This window comes from Salegentibacter tibetensis, assembly GCF_020164485.1.
Taxonomy (GTDB): Bacteria; Bacteroidota; Bacteroidia; order Flavobacteriales; family Flavobacteriaceae; genus Salegentibacter; species Salegentibacter tibetensis.
Genome location: NZ_JAIQZA010000025.1, coordinates 15,032 through 33,271, shown reverse-complemented (window position 1 = coordinate 33,271; position 18,240 = coordinate 15,032). Strand labels below are relative to the sequence as shown.

12 protein-coding genes are annotated in these 18,240 nt (G+C 39.5%); 2 read left to right on the top strand and 10 right to left on the bottom strand.

Translation table 11 applies throughout. The features are described from left to right. The first annotated feature begins 81 nt into the window (after window positions 1-81). Together LB467_RS13085 and LB467_RS13080 are read left to right on the top strand one after the other, a co-directional pair. Window positions 82-3,606 carry a nitrate reductase gene (locus tag LB467_RS13085; protein ID WP_224474494.1) on the top strand — a complete coding sequence of 1,175 codons (3,525 nt, stop codon included), beginning with the start codon at window positions 82-84 and terminating at the stop codon, window positions 3,604-3,606. A gap of 50 nt (window positions 3,607-3,656) precedes the next feature. Continuing rightward, entirely contained in the window at window positions 3,657-5,105 is a 1,449-nt protein-coding gene (locus LB467_RS13080; protein ID WP_224474493.1) for a rubredoxin, read from the top strand. A gap of 93 nt (window positions 5,106-5,198) precedes the next feature. Here LB467_RS13080 and cobA read toward each other — a convergent pair whose 3' ends face one another. From cobA to gyrA, 10 genes are all read right to left on the bottom strand, one after another. Beyond that, window positions 5,199-5,990: a uroporphyrinogen-III C-methyltransferase gene (cobA, locus tag LB467_RS13075; protein WP_224474492.1), complete on the bottom strand. Its 792-nt coding sequence runs from the start codon at window positions 5,988-5,990 to the stop codon at window positions 5,199-5,201. 916 nt (window positions 5,991-6,906) lie between these two features. Then, the gene (locus LB467_RS13070; RefSeq protein ID WP_224474491.1) at window positions 6,907-7,662 is read right to left on the bottom strand and encodes a sulfite exporter TauE/SafE family protein; all 756 of its coding nucleotides are present in this window, start codon (window positions 7,660-7,662) and stop codon (window positions 6,907-6,909) included. An 82-nt stretch (window positions 7,663-7,744) separates the two neighbouring features. After that, complete coding sequence (locus tag LB467_RS13065) at window positions 7,745-8,353, bottom strand: nucleotidyltransferase family protein (RefSeq protein ID WP_224474490.1); 609 nt, start codon at window positions 8,351-8,353, stop codon at window positions 7,745-7,747. Beyond that, window positions 8,350-9,504, bottom strand: a complete 1,155-nt coding sequence (locus tag LB467_RS13060) for an XdhC family protein (RefSeq protein WP_224474489.1) — start codon at window positions 9,502-9,504, stop codon at window positions 8,350-8,352. Before LB467_RS13060 ends, LB467_RS13065 begins: the two co-directional genes overlap by 4 nt. Beyond that, on the bottom strand, window positions 9,501-10,655 hold the full coding sequence (locus tag LB467_RS13055; protein ID WP_224474488.1) for a cysteine desulfurase family protein: 1,155 nt from the start codon (window positions 10,653-10,655) through the stop codon (window positions 9,501-9,503). Before LB467_RS13055 ends, LB467_RS13060 begins: the two co-directional genes overlap by 4 nt. 209 nt (window positions 10,656-10,864) lie before the next feature. Next, the gene (locus LB467_RS13050) at window positions 10,865-11,203 is read right to left on the bottom strand and encodes a winged helix-turn-helix domain-containing protein (protein ID WP_224474487.1); all 339 of its coding nucleotides are present in this window, start codon (window positions 11,201-11,203) and stop codon (window positions 10,865-10,867) included. A gap of 17 nt (window positions 11,204-11,220) precedes the next feature. Continuing rightward, window positions 11,221-13,497, bottom strand: a complete 2,277-nt coding sequence (locus LB467_RS13045; protein ID WP_224474486.1) for a xanthine dehydrogenase family protein molybdopterin-binding subunit — start codon at window positions 13,495-13,497, stop codon at window positions 11,221-11,223. Between the two features lie 28 nt (window positions 13,498-13,525). Further along, a complete protein-coding gene (locus tag LB467_RS13040) occupies window positions 13,526-13,990 on the bottom strand; it encodes a (2Fe-2S)-binding protein (protein ID WP_224474485.1) in 465 nt (154 codons plus the stop codon). A gap of 433 nt (window positions 13,991-14,423) precedes the next feature. Further along, complete coding sequence (locus tag LB467_RS13035) at window positions 14,424-15,665, bottom strand: tetratricopeptide repeat protein (RefSeq protein WP_224474484.1); 1,242 nt, start codon at window positions 15,663-15,665, stop codon at window positions 14,424-14,426. A 22-nt stretch (window positions 15,666-15,687) separates the two neighbouring features. Next, the gene (gene gyrA / locus LB467_RS13030) at window positions 15,688-18,219 is read right to left on the bottom strand and encodes a DNA gyrase subunit A (RefSeq protein WP_224474483.1); all 2,532 of its coding nucleotides are present in this window, start codon (window positions 18,217-18,219) and stop codon (window positions 15,688-15,690) included. Between the last annotated feature and the right edge of the window lie 21 nt (window positions 18,220-18,240).

Genomic DNA, 18,240 nt, shown 5'->3' with positions numbered 1-18,240 from the left:
ATTTAGCAGAAAAAACCCTGTCTTTTAATAAATTATAAGCGCTTAACAACCAGCGTTTAAGTACCTTTTGCCGCTGAGTTTATGAAGAAAATACTAAAAGAAGAAATTAAAACTACCTGCTCCTATTGCGGGGTAGGCTGTGGTATTGTAGCACAAAAAAGCCCTGATAATAAAATTACGGTTGAAGGTGATAAAAACCATCCTGTAAACCGCGGAATGCTATGTTCAAAAGGTATGAATCTTGATTATGTGGCGAATGATTTGTCTGACAGGATTTTGCATCCGGAAATGCGTTGGAGCAAATCCCATCCGCGGGAACGGGTAAGCTGGGATGATGGCCTTGATCGCGCCGCCCAGGTTTTTAAAACACTCATTCAAAAATATGGACCAGATAGCGTTGGTTTCTACGTTTCGGGGCAATGCCTTACCGAAGAGTATTACATCGCCAACAAACTTACCAAAGGTTTTTTAGGCACGAATAATATTGATACCAATTCCCGTTTATGCATGAGCTCGGCGGTTGTAGCCTATAAAAAAACATTCGGGGAAGATTCGGTGCCTGTCTCTTATGATGATATTGAACTGGCCGATTGTTTTTTAATAGCCGGCGCTAACCCGGCCTGGTGCCATCCTATTCTCTTCCGTAGACTGGAAAAACATAAAGAAGAAAACCCGGAAGATGTTAAAGTAATTGTGGTAGACCCTCGTAAAACCGATTCTGCACGCTTTGCCGACCTTCACCTTCAACTAATTCCCGGTAGCGATATTATTTTATTCAACGCCATAGGTCGAAGATTGATAGAAAGGGGCTACATAGACAAAGATTTTATAAAAGAACACACTGAAAACTTTCAGGATTATAAAAAACAGGCATATTCACTTTCTCTCAAAAAAGCAGCTAAAGAATGCGGCGTTCCCGTAGAAGAAATTAAAGAAGCTGCTGAAATGATTGGACACTCCAAAGGTTTTATCAGTATGTGGGCGATGGGGCTTAATCAAAGTTCTGTGGGTACCGATAAAAATTTCGCATTGCTTAATCTTTCCCTAATAACCGGAAGAGTGGGAAAACCCGGCAATGGGCCCTTTTCTCTTACGGGGCAACCTAATGCCATGGGCGGAAGGGAAGTTGGTGGAATGGCCAATTTGCTCGCAGTTCATAAAAATTTGAATAATCCGGAACACAGACAGGAAGTTGCTAATTTTTGGGGTATAGATAAGATTTCAGAAAAACCAGGCTACACCGCTACCGAGATGTTTGATGCCCTGGAAAGCGGCAAATTAAAGGCGGTATGGATTGCCTGCACCAATCCGTTAGTGAGCTTGCCAGATGTTCGTAAAGCGGAAGCTGCACTTAAAAAGGCCAAATTTGTTGTAGTACAGGAAATCTCCCATAAATCTGATACTTTAAAATATGCCGATTTAGTGCTGCCGGCTGCCGGGTGGTTGGAAAAAGAAGGTACCATGACAAATTCTGAAAGACGGATTTCGTATCTACCACAGGCACTCACCCCACCCGGAGAAGCCCGTGCAGATGTAGAGATCTTTTGTGATTTTGCGCAAAGAATGGGATTCACTGAATTTAACTACAATAGTACTGAAGAAATTTACGCAGAATACTGTGAAATGACTAGAGGCACCAATATAGATATTTCCCACCTAAACTACGATCGCTTAAAAAACGAAGGAACCATTCAGTGGCCAGTACCGGAATATCGTCATCCTGGCACTAAAAGGCTATTTGAGGACCATCAGTTTTATACCCCTTCTAAAAAAGCGATTTTTAATATTCCTGCTTCAATTAATAACACATCTACGCAACCCGATGAAGAATTCCCTTTAATCCTAACAACAGGAAGGGTTCGGGACCAGTGGCATAGTATGACAAAAACGGGAAAGGTCTCCCGACTTCGTACACATTATTCTTCACCGGTTTTAGAAATCAATCCTGTAGATGGTATTAAAAATTTTATTAAGAATGGTGATGTCGTTGAAGTAAAAAGCGAAAATGGAAATGTTAGAATACGAGCAAAAATCACCAAAGACGTAAGGCCGGGTGTACTATTTTTACCGATGCATTGGGGAAAACAACTTAAGAGTGATCTTAACCGGGCAAATAACTTAACCTTTAATCGGGTTGATCCGCAGTCAAAAGAACCCGACTTCAAATTCACTACGGTTTCGGTTTCAAAATATAAAAAGCCGAATGAAAAAATTATAATTATCGGAGCCGGGGCAGCTGCATTCCGATTTCTTCAAAATTATCGTGACCACAATAAAGATGATGAGTTGCACGTATTTTCAAAAGAAGAGCATCCTTTTTACAATCGTGTTCTACTGCCCGAGTATGTTACGGAAGAACTCAGCTGGGAGAAACTTTTAAAAATCAAGGAAGTTGAACTGGGAAAATTAAACCTCCAGCTTCATAAAGACCGTTCAATTTCCCAAATAGACCAAAAAAATAAATCGGTTACCGATGATCTGGAGATAAAACATCATTTTGATAAATTGATTGTTGCAACAGGAAGCCGTGCATTTGTTCCGAAAGATGCCCAGCTTGGTTTACCAGGTAGATTTACGATGCGAAGCAAAGCAGACGCCGATGAATTTAAAACTTACCTCGAAAATACCGGCCTCCCACCTGAAGAACAACATGTGGTGATTGTAGGCGGGGGTCTGCTTGGTCTTGAACTGGCGGCGGCCCTTCAAAAGGAAAATATAAAAATTACCATAGTACAACGTTCGTCCCGGCTTATGGAGCGCCAGCTTGATATCCTCTCCAGCAAACTACTGGCCAGGGACGTTCAGGAACGGGGCATTAATATTTATTTTGACAACGAGGTAAGTACTGTTTTTGACGATGAAGATAATCCCGGTGAACTAAATATTACTCTGAAAAGTGGAAAAATCCTTAACGCACACGCCATTGCTTATGCCATTGGGACACGCCCAAATATTGAAATTGTCAAAGAAAGCGGACTAAATTGTGGACGCGGCGTTAAGGTAAACGAGCATTTGCAAACTTCTAATCCCGATATTTTTGCAATTGGTGAAATTGCTGAATATAAAGGTCAATTGTTCGGAATCACCTCTGCAGCCGAAGAACAGGCCGAGACCCTTTCTAATTTTCTGGCCGGCGATGTAGGCAGTATTTACCAGGGTTCAGTACTAATGAATATTCTGAAATTTAAAGACCTGGATCTTTGTAGTATTGGAGACATTAATGTCCCTGATAACGACCCTGCATATGAGGAAATTGTTTTTATTGATGTTAGTAAACGTTATTATAAAAAATGCATTGTAAAAGATGATTTACTGGTTGGTGCAATTTTAATGGGGGATAAAAACGAATTTGCCCAGTTTAAAACACTTATTGAAAGTAAGATGGAACTGGCCGATAAGCGCGATACCTTATTACGTGGTTCAGGAACCAGTAAACCGGTAAAAGGAAAACTGGTTTGCTCCTGCAGCCAGGTTGGAGCCGGGAACCTGGAAGAAGCCATTAAAAATGGAAATCAAGATTTTACGGCTCTTTGTAAAGAAACCGGTGCCGGTTTGGGGTGCGGAAGTTGTAAAACCGAAGTTCGGCAGATTTTGGCGGCTGTTTAGTCCCGACTGCGCCCTAACTGACCGCTCTATATAAAGTTAAATAGAATATCATGGAAAAAACATTCTCAAGATTAATTATAAAAGGAGGGGTTTTATCTCCTGCGGAATTAAAGGAAATCGTAGAATTGGCCGAAGCATCCGGTTCAAATTCTATTTCGTTGGGATCCCGGCAGGATATTTTAATCACTAAAGCCATTGATGCTGAAAATTTTTCTAAAGAAGATAAATATCAAATTATTCCGCCAAAAACCGAGGGAGCTGAAAATATTGTCTCTTCTTATGTAACTACAGATATTTTTCCTGGAACCCACTGGCTTACCGGCGACCGCTATTTATACGTGCTGGAACAGTTTAGAATACCCCCAAATTTAAAAGTCAACATCACAGACCCCAAACAACGTTTGGTTCCCTTATTTACCGGGCATTTAAATTTTATAGCATCAGAACACGAAGATTATTGGTATTTGTACATTCAATTACCGCATTGGAAACAAATGCAGGTTTATCCGGCGCTTATCTATACCTGGGACGTGGGAGATATTGTTTATGGAATTGAGGAAATACTTCAGGAAGAACCCGAAGAGGTTGGGATGATTTTTAATTTGTTAAGCGATGCTTTGGAAACCAATAATCGTACGATAGATAAATCCCTGGATATCCCCTATCACCCCTTCCCATATTACGAAGGAATGAATAGAATTGGGATGGATAGTTATTGGCTGGGACTCTACTGGCGAAATAATAAATATTACACAAACTTCCTAAAAGCGATGTGTGATTTATGTGCCGAATCTAAAATTGGAAAGATTTCAATTACGCCCTGGAAATCTTTGATTATAAAAGGAATTCCAAAAAAGTCGAAACTCGAGTGGGAAAAATTTCTCGGAAAGCGCGGAATTAACGTGCGGCACTCAATGCTAGAGTTAAACTGGCATATTCCGGTAGATAATGAAGAGGCTTTGAAACTAAAAAAATACCTGGTCTCCAATTTTGACCAAAACGACATTAGTACCTATGGGCTTACTTTCGGAATTTTCGATTCTACAAAAAAAAGCAACTATTTTACCGCGGTTGTGATTGAGAAAAATGAAGCCCGGCAGATCTTGGAAGGTATGCGGTTACGCGATACTTACAATTTACTCTATGCTCAAAATTTTGACCCAAATACACAAAATTATGTGATTCACGTGCAGGATGTAGATAAGGTAGAACTACCAAGACTACTTATTGAATTAAGTAAAATGTATTTTAATCAGTTGGGGGAAGAGGAAGAAAAACCCAAAAAAAAGCCAGAACCAGAACCTAAAAAAGAAAAAAAGAGCAGGGAAATATGGCAATGTAAGGCCTGTCTTAGTATTTACGATGCAGAATTTGGAGACATCACTCAGGAAATCCCACCAGGAACCAGCTTTGAAAAGCTTCCAGAATCCTATAAATGTCAGCTCTGCGAGTCTTCAAAGTCAGACTTTGAAAAACGTATACAGGAAAAGGTTGGATAATTTTTTAAATCTAACAAAAATGTTTCATTAGGCACTAACCCTCATCTTTCGAAATGCATTGATATTAATACAATTCTGCAGTATGGGGAAAATTCATATAGTCAAATTCTGAAGTATAAATTCATCAATTTCCGTTGTGCTTAACTCTTTATTATAAGCCTCACATTCTCTTACCACCTCCCCAATAATGATAATTGCAGGCGTACCTAATTTATACTTTTTGACCAGGTTTTCAATATTACTGATGTTGCCGGCGATTAGCTTTTGCTCTTTGCATGTACCGTTTTGTATTATCGCAATCGGCAATTTCTCTTTAGCTTCTTCCTTATATAAAGCTACAATTTCAGCAAGTTTACCCATTCCCATTAAAATTACAACGGTTGCTGAAGTTTTTGCGGCCATGGCAACATCTTTGGAGAGCTTATGCCCTGAAGTTGTTCCGGTAATCACCCAGAAGCTTTCAGCGGTATACCGTTTGGTGACCGGAATTCCCACCGAAGCCGGTACAGAAATAGCCGAAGAAATTCCTGAAATTACTTCTACTGCTACCCCATGTTTACTAGCATAGTTTTTCTCTTCACTTCCCCTACCAAACACAAAGGGATCACCACCTTTTAAACGTACTACCGTCCCTTTCTCCATAGCAAATTTTACGATAAGCTCATTTATTTGATCCTGGGCATAGGCATGGCAACCTTTTCTTTTTCCAACAAAGATTTTTTCGGCCTGTGGAGCGTGTTCCAGGATTTCAGGATTTACCAGGGCATCATACAGTACCACTTCTGCTTTATTTAAGGCTTTTACTGCTTTTAGAGTAATTAAATCGGAATCTCCCGGGCCAGCGCCCACAATTGTACATTTTGGTATATTGGTTAACGTTCTCATTTCTTTTCAGGTTAATTTAAACTCAATCTGGAATATTTCAAGACTTGTATTCCCTAATCAAAATTATCTATTGGAAACACAATTTAAGCAATCAAACCATTAACTAAGTATTTATACGTAATAAATCAAGAGTGTAATATCATTTTTATGGGCGCAATAATTTCAAAGGTTTTTAATAATTTATATGAAATAAATGCCAGGAAAATTTATTAAAACCATAATCCTGAAATGGGGTACGTAAACCGTTGGGAAGTATCATTTTTAGAAAAAGCCAAAGAAATATTTTTTATTACAAAGTCCTGAGATCGATATTGAGGCATATAATAAACTACTTAACTTATTCAGCTTAAAATCCCTTTTATTAGATATATTGTATATCCGTAAGAGACCCAAAAGGCAAAATTGAAATAAAGTGTCACGTCGCGCAGTCGAGACGTTTTTGTTTGACCCTTCGACTGCGCTACCATCGACGTATTTTTAAAATCCTGTTATTCAGGCTTGTTTTTATAATTCAAAATAAAACTTAACTGTTATGCAAGTTTCTTTTTTTTCATTTTTTGCGTGTATTCCTCTCACTACGTTCGTCGGATACAAGTAAGCGAAACAAAACCCGCCTGAACGGACGGGCAGGAAGGGCGTCTTATGTGGAGGTGTTTTTTTGGCAACTGCCTTCCTCCCTTCTGGTCGTCGGAGGCAGAAAAAATCGCAAATCAACAGCTAAATTTTTTCCAGGGCCCTTCGACTCCACTCAGGACAAGCTTTCAAAAATTATTAACGCTGCTGATTTTCTACACTCACACACGGAGTTTAAAACTCGCTTTGCTCGAAAACGTCATTTTCCTACGCTAGGTATTTTTTTTATCACGGGTCTCAGGGTGACAAAAACTGTTTGTAGGTTTCTAAACGGATAAGCATATTAGATATTTATGCCAAAGCCATAACCTAAAATTAATTTGAGGCCCACATAAAACACTAAAAGGGCGGTTAAAATACCTAAAAACTTAAGATTGAATTTTTTACTGGAAAGATAAGATCCCAGGGTTCCGCCAAGAACAACGGCGATAATTAACTGAATGATAAGCTCATAGTTTATTTGAAAAGTTCCCGCCATCTTCAAACCTACCAGACCTGCCGCCGAATTGACCAAAATAAATACGGAAGCCAGCGAGGCAGTAATCCTTGGGTTTGCCCATTTTAGAATATTTAGGGCCGGGGACAAAAAAATACCTCCCCCTATTCCTGAAATGCCTGAAAGTAGACCTACAAAGCCACCTAACAAGAATTTCCTGGGATTTGAAAAGTCTTTTGATTCTATTTTTTTCTGAAGATATTTTAGAATCAGAAACAAGCCTGAAAGAATTAAAGCACCACCCAGGACCAGGAAAAAGACCTTTTGGGAAAGTTTGAGTTGTGCACCCAAAAAGGCAAGCGGAATACTGGTTAGTAAAAACGGCCAGAATAACTTAAAATTAAATACACGGTGCCTTATAAACATGATTGTCCCAATGCTAACTACGCAAATATTCAGTACAAGGGCTGTAGAGCGGATTTCATAAAAATCCGTAAAGAATAGACTCAGGATAGCCAGGTAACTGGACCCGCCACCAAAACCTACAGAACTATAAAATAGCGCGATAAAGAAAAAAATTAACGGAAGGTACTCTATTGGCATATAAGGAAATTAGAAACATTAGACCTTATTTCCATTTTAGATCGGGATTTTAAAGAGCTTGTTAAAAAATTCATTGTCACTTTCATTCTTCTTCCATCTGTTTTAATAAAGTAACATCTGCAGCGGTATCCACATCAAAAATCCCTTTTTCAAATTGTACGGTCCTGAATTCAAAACTCTTATTTCTTAGCAGTTTCTTAGCTCCCTGGTCTCCTTTCAACCCTTTTAAGTCAGAAAAAAGTGATCGGGAAAAGATAGCGGGAACTCCAACATTACCTAAATATTCTGAGAATGTTGCCGGCTTATTAGTACTGAGTTGTATCCGTATCAATTCCTGAATCTTTTCTGAAGTTATAAAAGGCTGATCTGAAAGCAGGATTAGAATATGGTCCAGATCATCTTCAAGTTTAAGCGCTTCAGAAGTACCTTTGCCAATACTTGTGCCCATTCCTTCTTTCCAATTTTGGTTGTATACTATTTTAAAATTCCTGCAATCAATTTTCTTTTCAATTTCTTTTGCCTTTGCTCCTAAAACAAGGATCTTAGAGTCAAATTTTAGGGATTCCGCAACCTCTATACTATGCTGAAGTAAGGATTTCCCCCTGAATTCCACTATTTGTTTTGGATAACCGAGGCGGCTGGAAGATCCTGCGGCAAGAATAATAATTCCTATTTTCACCTTTTCCTTCAAATCTGAACCTGCTTAAATTGAGTATCCTCTTTTTTGTGGATAGGAGAAGATTTTTCCCTTAAAGGCCTGGCAGTCTTTCCCGTTAAAACCGACTGAATTTCTGCTAGAATCGAAAGCCCGATCTCTGCAGGCGTCTCGGCCCCTATTTCCAGACCTACGGGGGCGTATATCTTGTTTAAATCTTCCTCTTTAACATCAAACCCGTCTTCTTCCAGATCTTTCAACATCCTTTGGTATTTTTTTAAAGGACCAAGAATCCCAATGTATGGTATTGTTTTTTCTGCTAAAAGTAGCTTCAAAACCCTCAGGTCATAATTGTAATTATGGCTCATTAATACAAAATAGCTGCGATTATCCAGTTCGATATTTTCGAGGGTTCGTTCGGGCTTTGAGACAATTACCTGGCAAGAAGAAGCAAACCTTTCCCTATTGGCATGGGTAGGTCGTCCATCGGTTACTACCACCTCCCAACCCAGCAAATCGGACTGTTGTGCCAAAACCTGGGCGTCATTTCCGGCACCAACTATGATCAATTTTAGGGGTGGCTGATAATTCTGAATAAAAACATGATGATTTTCGTCTTCAAGTAAATATTCAGCAAAATTAGGATTGTTAATTTTCAGGGTCAGGATGGCCTGTTCCAGGATATGCCTATATAATTCCTCTTTAGGCTTGCTGCCAATAACTTCTGAATTTTCAGAAATTATCATTTTGGTTCCCGGCTGAACTTTAGATTTATTCAGATTAAACTGCACTACAATTGCCAGCGGCTTCTTTTGATTAATTACTTTTTTAAGCAACTCACAGGAATTAAGAGCATCCTCATAATCCATGGGTTCAAACAAAACCTGGATAATCCCGTTGCACCCCAGCTGGGCACCAATTACGGCATCGTCCTCATCGCTGGTATCATAAGTAACCAATTTATTTTGTTGCTGGTGCATTGCGTGGAGTGCCTTCCTGAGTGCATCACCCTCCAGGCAGCCTCCGCTAATTGCCCCGGTAATATTTCCGTATTCATCCACCAGCATCCTTGCTCCTGCTCTTCGATAAGAGGATCCCTCCACATGCACAACGGTTGCGAGTACACATTCAATATCCTGTTCTCTCAGAAGTTCATATTTTGATATGATGGCATCCAACTCCCTCATACAATTATCCCTTTTAACTTGTTTACAGTTTTAGTGATCTCCATTACGGCAAAATTAATATCCTCCAGGGTAGTACCATTTCCCAAACTAAGACGAATAGAAGATAACGCCAATTCATCGTCTAACCCCATTGCTTTTAAAACATGGGAGGCCTGAACTGTATTTGAGGTACAGGCCGAGCCCCTTGAAATGGCTAGATTATTCAGTTTTCTAACTAATTGGCCGCCTTCAATATTTTTAAATGAAATATTCGTGGTATTTGGAAGCCTGTCACAAGCTTCAGAATTGATTGTAGTATCCTCGATCATTTTCAGATCGCTTTCCAGTTTATTTTTTAAATCTAAAATTCTTTCTGATTCTTTCTCTATTTCAGTAGAAGCAATTTTAGCGGCTTTACCAAAGCCAACAATTCCGGGAACATTCAATGTGCCGGGCCGTATTGCCTTTTCCTGTCCCCCACCAAAAACATAAGGATCAATTTCCACTTTATTTTTCTTATTAATGTACAATGCGCCTACCCCTTTAGGCCCGTAAATTTTATGAGAAGAGAAAATAGCCAGATCTAAATTCAGTCGTTTTAGGTCAATCGGAATTTTGCCCACCGCCTGAGTAATGTCACTCATCAATTTCACATTTTTGGAGTGCACTATCTTTTCAATTTCCAGCATGGGATGGATCAATCCGGTTTCATTATTTGCCAGCATAAGGCACACGAGAATTGTTTCCGAAGTAATTGACTCTGCTAGTTCCTGAAGGTCAATATTACCTTCTAGATCCACATCCAGATAGGTGACTTCAAAACCTTTCCTTTGCAATGCCAGCATTGTGTCTAGTACAGCCTTATGCTCGGTTTTACAGGTAATAATGTGATTGCCTTTATATCTGTTTCTTTCACAAAAACCAAACAGTGCGAGATTGGCAGCTTCGGTTGCACCGGATGAAAAAGTTATTTCAGTGATTTTACAATTTATTAATCCGGCAATTTGTTCCCGCGAATTTTCAACTGCTTCCTCCGCATCCCAACCAAAAATGTGATCACTGCTGGCATTTCCGAATTTTTCAGTGAAATATGGCAACATAGTATCAACCACTCTTTGATCTACCGGAGTGCTTGCATTATAGTCGAGATATATTTTTCTTTTTCCTTGCATTAACGTTATGTATCCTTGTATATATCGGTATAAACTATTTAAAAAAGTCTTTAAAACGTCATTCTCAACCTGCCCGTCCGGTCAGGTAGGTTTATTTCAGAATCAAATATGATTATAATTTAAAATAAATTAGAAGCTGAAACCAGCCCTCCTAAGCGGACGGGCTGGTTTATCACGTGTAAAAAACTTATCAAACGTCTTATTTCAATTTATTTTAAAACTTTCAGCAAATCCTCCTGCTGCTTGAGCAGCTCATTAATCTTTTGCTGTAGTTTATCATATTCCTGGACGGCTTTTATAGCATTTGGAGTTACCTCAGCCCCGCCACCATGTTGTCCGCCTTTTTTTAAAATTACCCAGGGATCTTCAGAATTATTATTCAATCTCTGAACCAGGCTCCAAGCTTTTTTATAAGACATATTCATTTGACCTGCAGCTTTTGCAAGAGATCCCTCTTTCTTAATTTGCTTGATCAATTCGTTTGGGCCGGGGCCGTAGAATTTTTCCCCTTCGTACTCTACCCAACATTTGAATTTGATCTTTTTCATTTCGCAGAAAGCTCCGATTAGGTTTTTATTTCCCTGCTTTCAGTACTTATTTCCGGGTAAAATGGTTGCTTATAGATTCTTTTTCCTGTTGCTTTATATAATGCATTTGCCAATGCTCCCTGCACAGGAGGAGAAGGCGGTTCTCCAAGTCCTGTTGGATCCAGACCGTTCTCAATAAAATGTACATCAATCTTCTTTGGAGCTTCGCGGTGGCGAATAAGCCTGTATGAGTCAAAATTATTTTGTTGTGTAACTCCGTCCTTAAATGTTAATTCGCTATACAGTGCATGCCCTATACCATCTATAGTTCCACCTTCCACCATATTCTTTGCCGCATCTGGGTTCACCACAATTCCGCAGTCTACCGCACAGGTAACTTTATCGATTACCGGTTCATTATCTATTAAGTTCATATCCAGTATCTGCGCCACATAGGAATTATGGCAGTAATAAGCAGCAACACCTCTGCTTGAAGTAGAACTGCCGTTATTCCAACCTGCTTTATCCCTCACTACTTCCAAAACCCCGGCATAACGGGCCGCGTCATAATCGTTGTTTTCTCCAACAGGGTCATTTTGCGCACGTTTTAACATATCAAGGCGAAACTGAATAGGGTCCTGCCCCATTTCTTCAGCAAGTTCATCCAGAAATGACTGTTCTGCTCCCGCAATAAAATTAGACCTGGGTGCCCTAAAGGCCCCTGTAGAAATATTTGATTCAATCGTCCAGCTCTCAGCAAGATAATTATCAACCGCTCCCGCAGGAAAACGATCGGCAAAAAGAGGACTTTCCGTCATACCACCGGCATTCACGTGAAAAGCGGTAAGATTATTATTCCCATCCAGGGCAGCCCGGTAAGTAACATGATAAGCCGGGCGGTAGACTCCGTTGGTCATATCATCTTCACGGGTATAAACAAGTTTTATTGGTACTCCCATTTTTTGGGAAATAACTGCAGCTTCTACAAGGAAATTTCCATAGAGCCGTCGGCCAAATCCACCACCCATACGGGTCATTTGTATATCTATATTTTCAAGATCCAAACCTAAGCGTTTGTTCACACTCTTTTCTGCATACTCAGGAGTTTGAATAGGTCCCAATAATTCTGCCTTGTCATTGGTAACATTAGCAAAAAAGTTCATTGGTTCCATACAATTATGGGCAAGAAACGGGCAGGTATAAGAACGTTCAATAACACGGGCCGCATTGCTGAAAGCGGCCTCAGGGTCCCCGTCTTTCCTTACTGTTTCAGAATTATCAGAACCAAGTTGGGCCATTAAGGAATAATGGATATCTGAGTTTTCCAATCCTCCTCCTTCGGCTAAACCAGCACTTTTTTCGAGTATCTGAATTTGTTTTGTCAATTTCGGGTTTAGATCCCATTCAACTTTCAATGCTTTTTTTGCTTGCATTACCTGCCATGTTGATTCACCAACAACTACTACCAGTTTGGAGAACGCAGCTACGTCACTCCACTCCCTTTCCATATCTTCCGGGTAAGTATCTATAGTGAAAACATCTATTATTCCGGACATTTCCTTTGCTCTTGCGGCATCCATAGATTTAAACTCCATACCAAAGGCGGGGGGTTGAACTATCATAGCGATAAGCATATCATCCCGGTGAACATCAATACCGTATAAGGGCTTGCCCGTAATCATGCCTTTTGCATCTACATTCTTGCGCGAAGTACCTATAATTTTAAAGTCACTATTATCTTTAAGTTCAACTTCTTCAGGCACTTCAACCTGTGCGGCAGCTTTAGCAATTTCCCCAAAGCCTAAAGACCTGTCGCTATCTGTATGTGAAATAATTCCGTTTTCCACAGAAAGTTCAGAAACCGATACGTCCCATTCACTTGCTGCAGCTGTAAGCAGCATTTTTCTGGCTGTAGCTCCAGCCATCCTTAACGGCTCCCAACCCTGACGGATGGACTGGCTTCCTCCAGCCAATTGTCTGGTGAAAACATCTGTATTTAAGGGTGCTTGCTCTACGATCACATTTTTCCAGTCTACATCTAGTTCCTCTGCAACGAGCATTGGCATGGATGTCTTCACATTTTGTCCAATTTCCGGATTTGGAGAGTAGATAGTTACGACTCCATTATCCCCAATTTTAAGATAACCATTCATTTCGAACCATTCATCTGGCATTTCCAGGGCCATCTCTTTCCCGCCTTCCTCGGCCGCACGCTTACATGCCAGCCAGTTAAACCCGATTATTAATCCACCTCCGGCAAGAGAAACGTTCTTGATGAAAGATCTTCTGCCCATTCCTGTTTTTACTTTACTCATTTCTTTCGAATTTAAATAAACTGATAAATTAGACGATCTGCGAATTCGAAGCTGTTTTAATAGCGGCCTTTATTCTTGTATAAGTTCCACAGCGACAAATATTACCATTCATAACATCTTCAATTTCTTCATCGCTTGGACTGGGGTTATTTTTCAAGAGAGCAGTAGCAGCCATAATCTGTCCAGCCTGGCAATACCCGCATTGAGGCACGTCGTGTTCCAGCCAGGCTTGTTGAACCGGATGATCGCCTTCTTCTGATAGACCTTCTATAGTTGTTATTTCATTATCTTTTACTGCTGAAATCGGAACCTGGCAGGATCTTACCGCAGACCCATTAAAATGAACAGTACAAGCACCACATTGGGCGATTCCACAGCCATATTTTGTTCCAACCAGTTTTAAATTGTCTCTCAAAACCCAGAGTAGAGGCGTATCGGGATCTACGTTAAGATTACGTTTTTCTCCGTTGATAGTTACATTAAATTCTGCCATGATAATATATTTTTCTAAAAATAAGGAAACAAATTAAATTAAACTACAAAAGTTCAAAAACTACTATGGCTGGGTGCTTCTTTTGACTTTAAAATCTTACCTGAAGCCATAGAGCTGGTGATAGTATCTAAAATAGTTTTAAATGATACTGACTTCCTTCAGCCATTGCCCAACCGTAGGTCTGCCTCTTTTGCTTTTTGTTACTTATTACAAGTACCTTCCCTTTGCGAGTAATGGTTGTAGAAAAACCTTGTTTGATTTCGAGATATAGCTTTTTGCATTCCAAAGTTGCTGATTACACAAAGCCTCCATTAGCTTTGAACCGAATAATAATTTTCTATCCACTTATTTGTTCTAAATTTTATGCATAAAAATTAAGGCATAAAAAAACCACCGGAATCCGGTGGTTTTAATTAATGGACTTAGATTATTTTTACTCCAATCTTGCCTTAAGCTCTGCAGCTTTCTCTTCTTCACCTAATTGGTTATAGATATTTATTGCAGTTCTAATAGCACTAACATTTTCTGGATCTGCTTCAATTACTTTTTCCAGGTAAGGAACAGCTTGCTCGTAAATCTCTTTACGCTCTTGTTCAAGCTCATCATAACGTTTATTATCTTCCTTACTCATTCCAAGTTCGTTCATCTGGTCGATAAGATCACGCTCTTTTGCTAAAATGGCAACTACAATATTCATTCTTGCATTACTCATTTCGGGATCAATCTCAAGTGCTTTTTCATAGTATTCAATAGCTTGCTCATTATTACCTAATTCAGCAGCAGTTACACCAAGATTATAGTAGATATTAGGATCGTTAGGATTTTTTTCAACCATTTCCTGCATCAGCTCATTGTACTTTTCCTTATTACCCATACGGTAATAAACATCGGCCTCAGCTTGAAGTAATGCAATATTGTCAGGATTTTCAGCTTTTGCATCTTTTATCGCCTCAATAGCTTTCTCATCTTCACCTTCCTGGATATATATTAAAGCAATATTTTTAGCAATCTCTCCTTTCTTGGAAGGAATTTTACGCTCCTTAGGGTCCTCATATTCGCCAGTTTTAACCATTAAATCTCTCTGTTCTTTACTAGGCATAATCTCTTCCTCACCAGTTTCTACATTGGTGGCAAGAAATTCTACACCGGAACCATCAAAACCTACTTCTTTAAGTTCTTTATAATCCTCTAATGCAGTAGTGTAATCCTGAGCATTTAAAGAGTTTGCAGCAGCGTAGTATAAATAAAGCGTATCCTGTTTATTTAATTGGTAGCTATACCGCAATTTATTTGAAGCACTCTCATACTGTTCAGTATTCTGATCATTGATCGCACTTTGAACTAAAGCATTTCTTACCTGATCAAATCCCTGCACGGCTTCATCATCATTACCCATTTCCTGGGCTTTTTTGAAAGCTTCTGCTGAGGTTTCCAAATCTTCCAGAGAAGCATTTTCACCACTTCCTAAGTAAGCCTGACCTTTATAAAGGTAGAATCTCTCTGTCCATTTATCATTAGCTTCAGAAAGCATAGATTCAGCAGTTTGTAATTCAGTTTTGGCTTCTGCAAAGTTGCCATCATCTACGGCGTTACCCGCACTTCTAATTTCGCTTTTTTGTGCAACGGCAGCCACTGATAATAATGACAACGCTACAGTAAAGATATTAGTCTTCATTTCGTTTTGGTTTTAAATTTAGTTATTCTTCACTATCGTCTGCAATAGTTGTGCCATTTGGGTTTTCTTCAGCATCTTCAGCCTTTTCCGGGTCATCCATCAACTCAACATCGTCTTCGTCATGCAGTACTTTTGCAACGGCTGCAATAGCGTCATTTCCTTTAAGGTTAATTAATCTAACTCCCTGAGTTGCACGCCCCATAACTCTAAGATTTGCAACTTCCATTCTTATTACAATTCCAGATTTGTTAATGATCATAATGTCTTCATCGTCTGAAACATTTTTAATAGCAACAAGACTTCCGGTTTTTTCGGTGATGGAAATAGTTTTGACACCTTTTCCGCCACGGTTCGTGATTCTATAATCTTCAAGACTGGATCTTTTTCCGTAGCCATTTTCAGAAACTACAAGAATATCAGAATTAAAATCTTCTACGGAAATCATTCCTACTACTTCGTCTTTATCGTCGGCAAGGGTAATACCTCTCACCCCTGAAGCGTTTCTTCCCATCGGTCTGGTTTTTCCTTCTTCAAACCTAATGGCTTTACCACTTCTTACCGCAAGCATTACCTGGCTATCGCCGTTGGTTAGTTTTGCTTCCAGTAATTCATCGTCTTCTTTAATGGTAATGGCATTTATTCCATTTGTTCTTGGCCTTGAGTATTGCTCTAAAGAAGTTTTCTTCACCTGGCCTTTTTTAGTGGCCATAATCACGTAATGTTTATTTATGTACTCTTCATCTTTAAGATCCTGGGTACATATAAATGCTTTTACGCGATCGTCAGGATCAATATTGATAAGGTTTTGAATCGCCCTTCCTTTTGAAGCTTTACTTCCTTCGGGAATTTCGTAAACCCGCATCCAGAAACATTTTCCTTTTTGAGTAAAGAATAACATATACTGGTGGTTCGTTCCTGAGAATAAATATTCAAGGAAATCTTCATTTCGGGTATTGGATCCTTTTTGGCCTACTCCTCCCCTGTTCTGGGTTTTGTATTCGGTTAAGGAAGTCCTTTTAATGTATCCGGCGTGAGAAATTGTAATAACCACCCGTTCGTCCGGAATCATATCTTCAATACTAAGATCTCCTCCAGAGTATTCTATAGTAGACCGTCTTTCGTCTCCGTATTTTTCTTTTATTTCAAGAAGTTCGTCCTTAATAACCTGCATTCTGCGTTCTTTTCGCGCCAAAATGTCTTTAAGGTCTTCTATGGTTTTCATTATTTCTTCATACTCTGCACGCAGTTTATCCTGCTCCAGGCCGGTAAGCTGACGTAAACGCATTTCTACAATGGCTTTTGCCTGTAGCTCACTCAATTCAAAGCGTTCAATTAACTTATTCCTGGCTTCCTCGGCATTACTAGAGGAACGAATTAAAGCGATAACTTCGTCTATATTATCTGAAGCGATAATTAAACCTTCAAGGATGTGAGCCCGGTCTTCAGCCTTTCTGAGTTCATATTCAGTTCTTCTTACTACAACTTCGTGCCTGTGCTCAATAAAATGATAAATAATATCTTTTAAGTTGAGCATCTCCGGCCTTCCTTTTACCAGTGCAATATTATTTACACTAAAAGAAGTTTGTAAAGCAGTATGTTTATAAAGCGTATTTAGAACGATATTAGGAATAGCATCCCGTTTTAATTGATAAACGACACGCATTCCATTTCTATCAGATTCATCTCTAATCAGACTAATCCCTTCAATTTTCTTTTCGTTAACCAGATCAGCAGTTTTCTTGATCATATCTGCCTTATTCACCTGATAAGGAATTTCAGTAACTACGAGAAATTCTTTTCCATTAATTTCTTCTAATTGAGATTTGGCTCGCATTACAATACGACCTCTTCCTGTTTTAAAAGCTTCACGAACACCATCGTAACCATAAATAGTTCCACCGGTAGGGAAATCGGGAGCTTTAATATGTTCCATTAGCTCTTCGATCTCAATATCATTGTTTTCAATGTATGCAACGGTTCCGTCTATTACTTCAGATATATTGTGCGGTGCCATATTGGTCGCCATACCTACGGCAATACCGCTGGCTCCATTTACAAGAAGGTTAGGAATACGGGTAGGCATAACTACCGGTTCGTTCAACGAATCATCAAAGTTAAGCTGAGTATCTACCGTTTCTTTATCGATATCAGCCAGCATATCCTCACTAATTTTTCGCATCCTGGCTTCGGTATAACGCATTGCCGCAGGGCTATCGCCATCTACAGATCCAAAGTTACCCTGCCCGTCTACAAGCATATAACGCATGCTCCAGTGCTGAGCCATTCTTACCATAGTATCATAAACAGAAGAATCCCCGTGTGGGTGATACTTACCAAGAACTTCCCCTACAATCCTGGCCGATTTTTTATAAGACCGGTTAGAGAGGACTCCAAGTTCATACATACCATACAATACCCGGCGATGCACCGGTTTTAAGCCATCACGAACATCTGGTAAAGCACGTGACACAATGACCGACATTGAATAATCAATGTAGGCCGATTTCATTTCATCTTCAATATTTATAGGAATAAGCTTTTCTCCTTCAGCCATATTGTAAAGTTTATTTTAGTT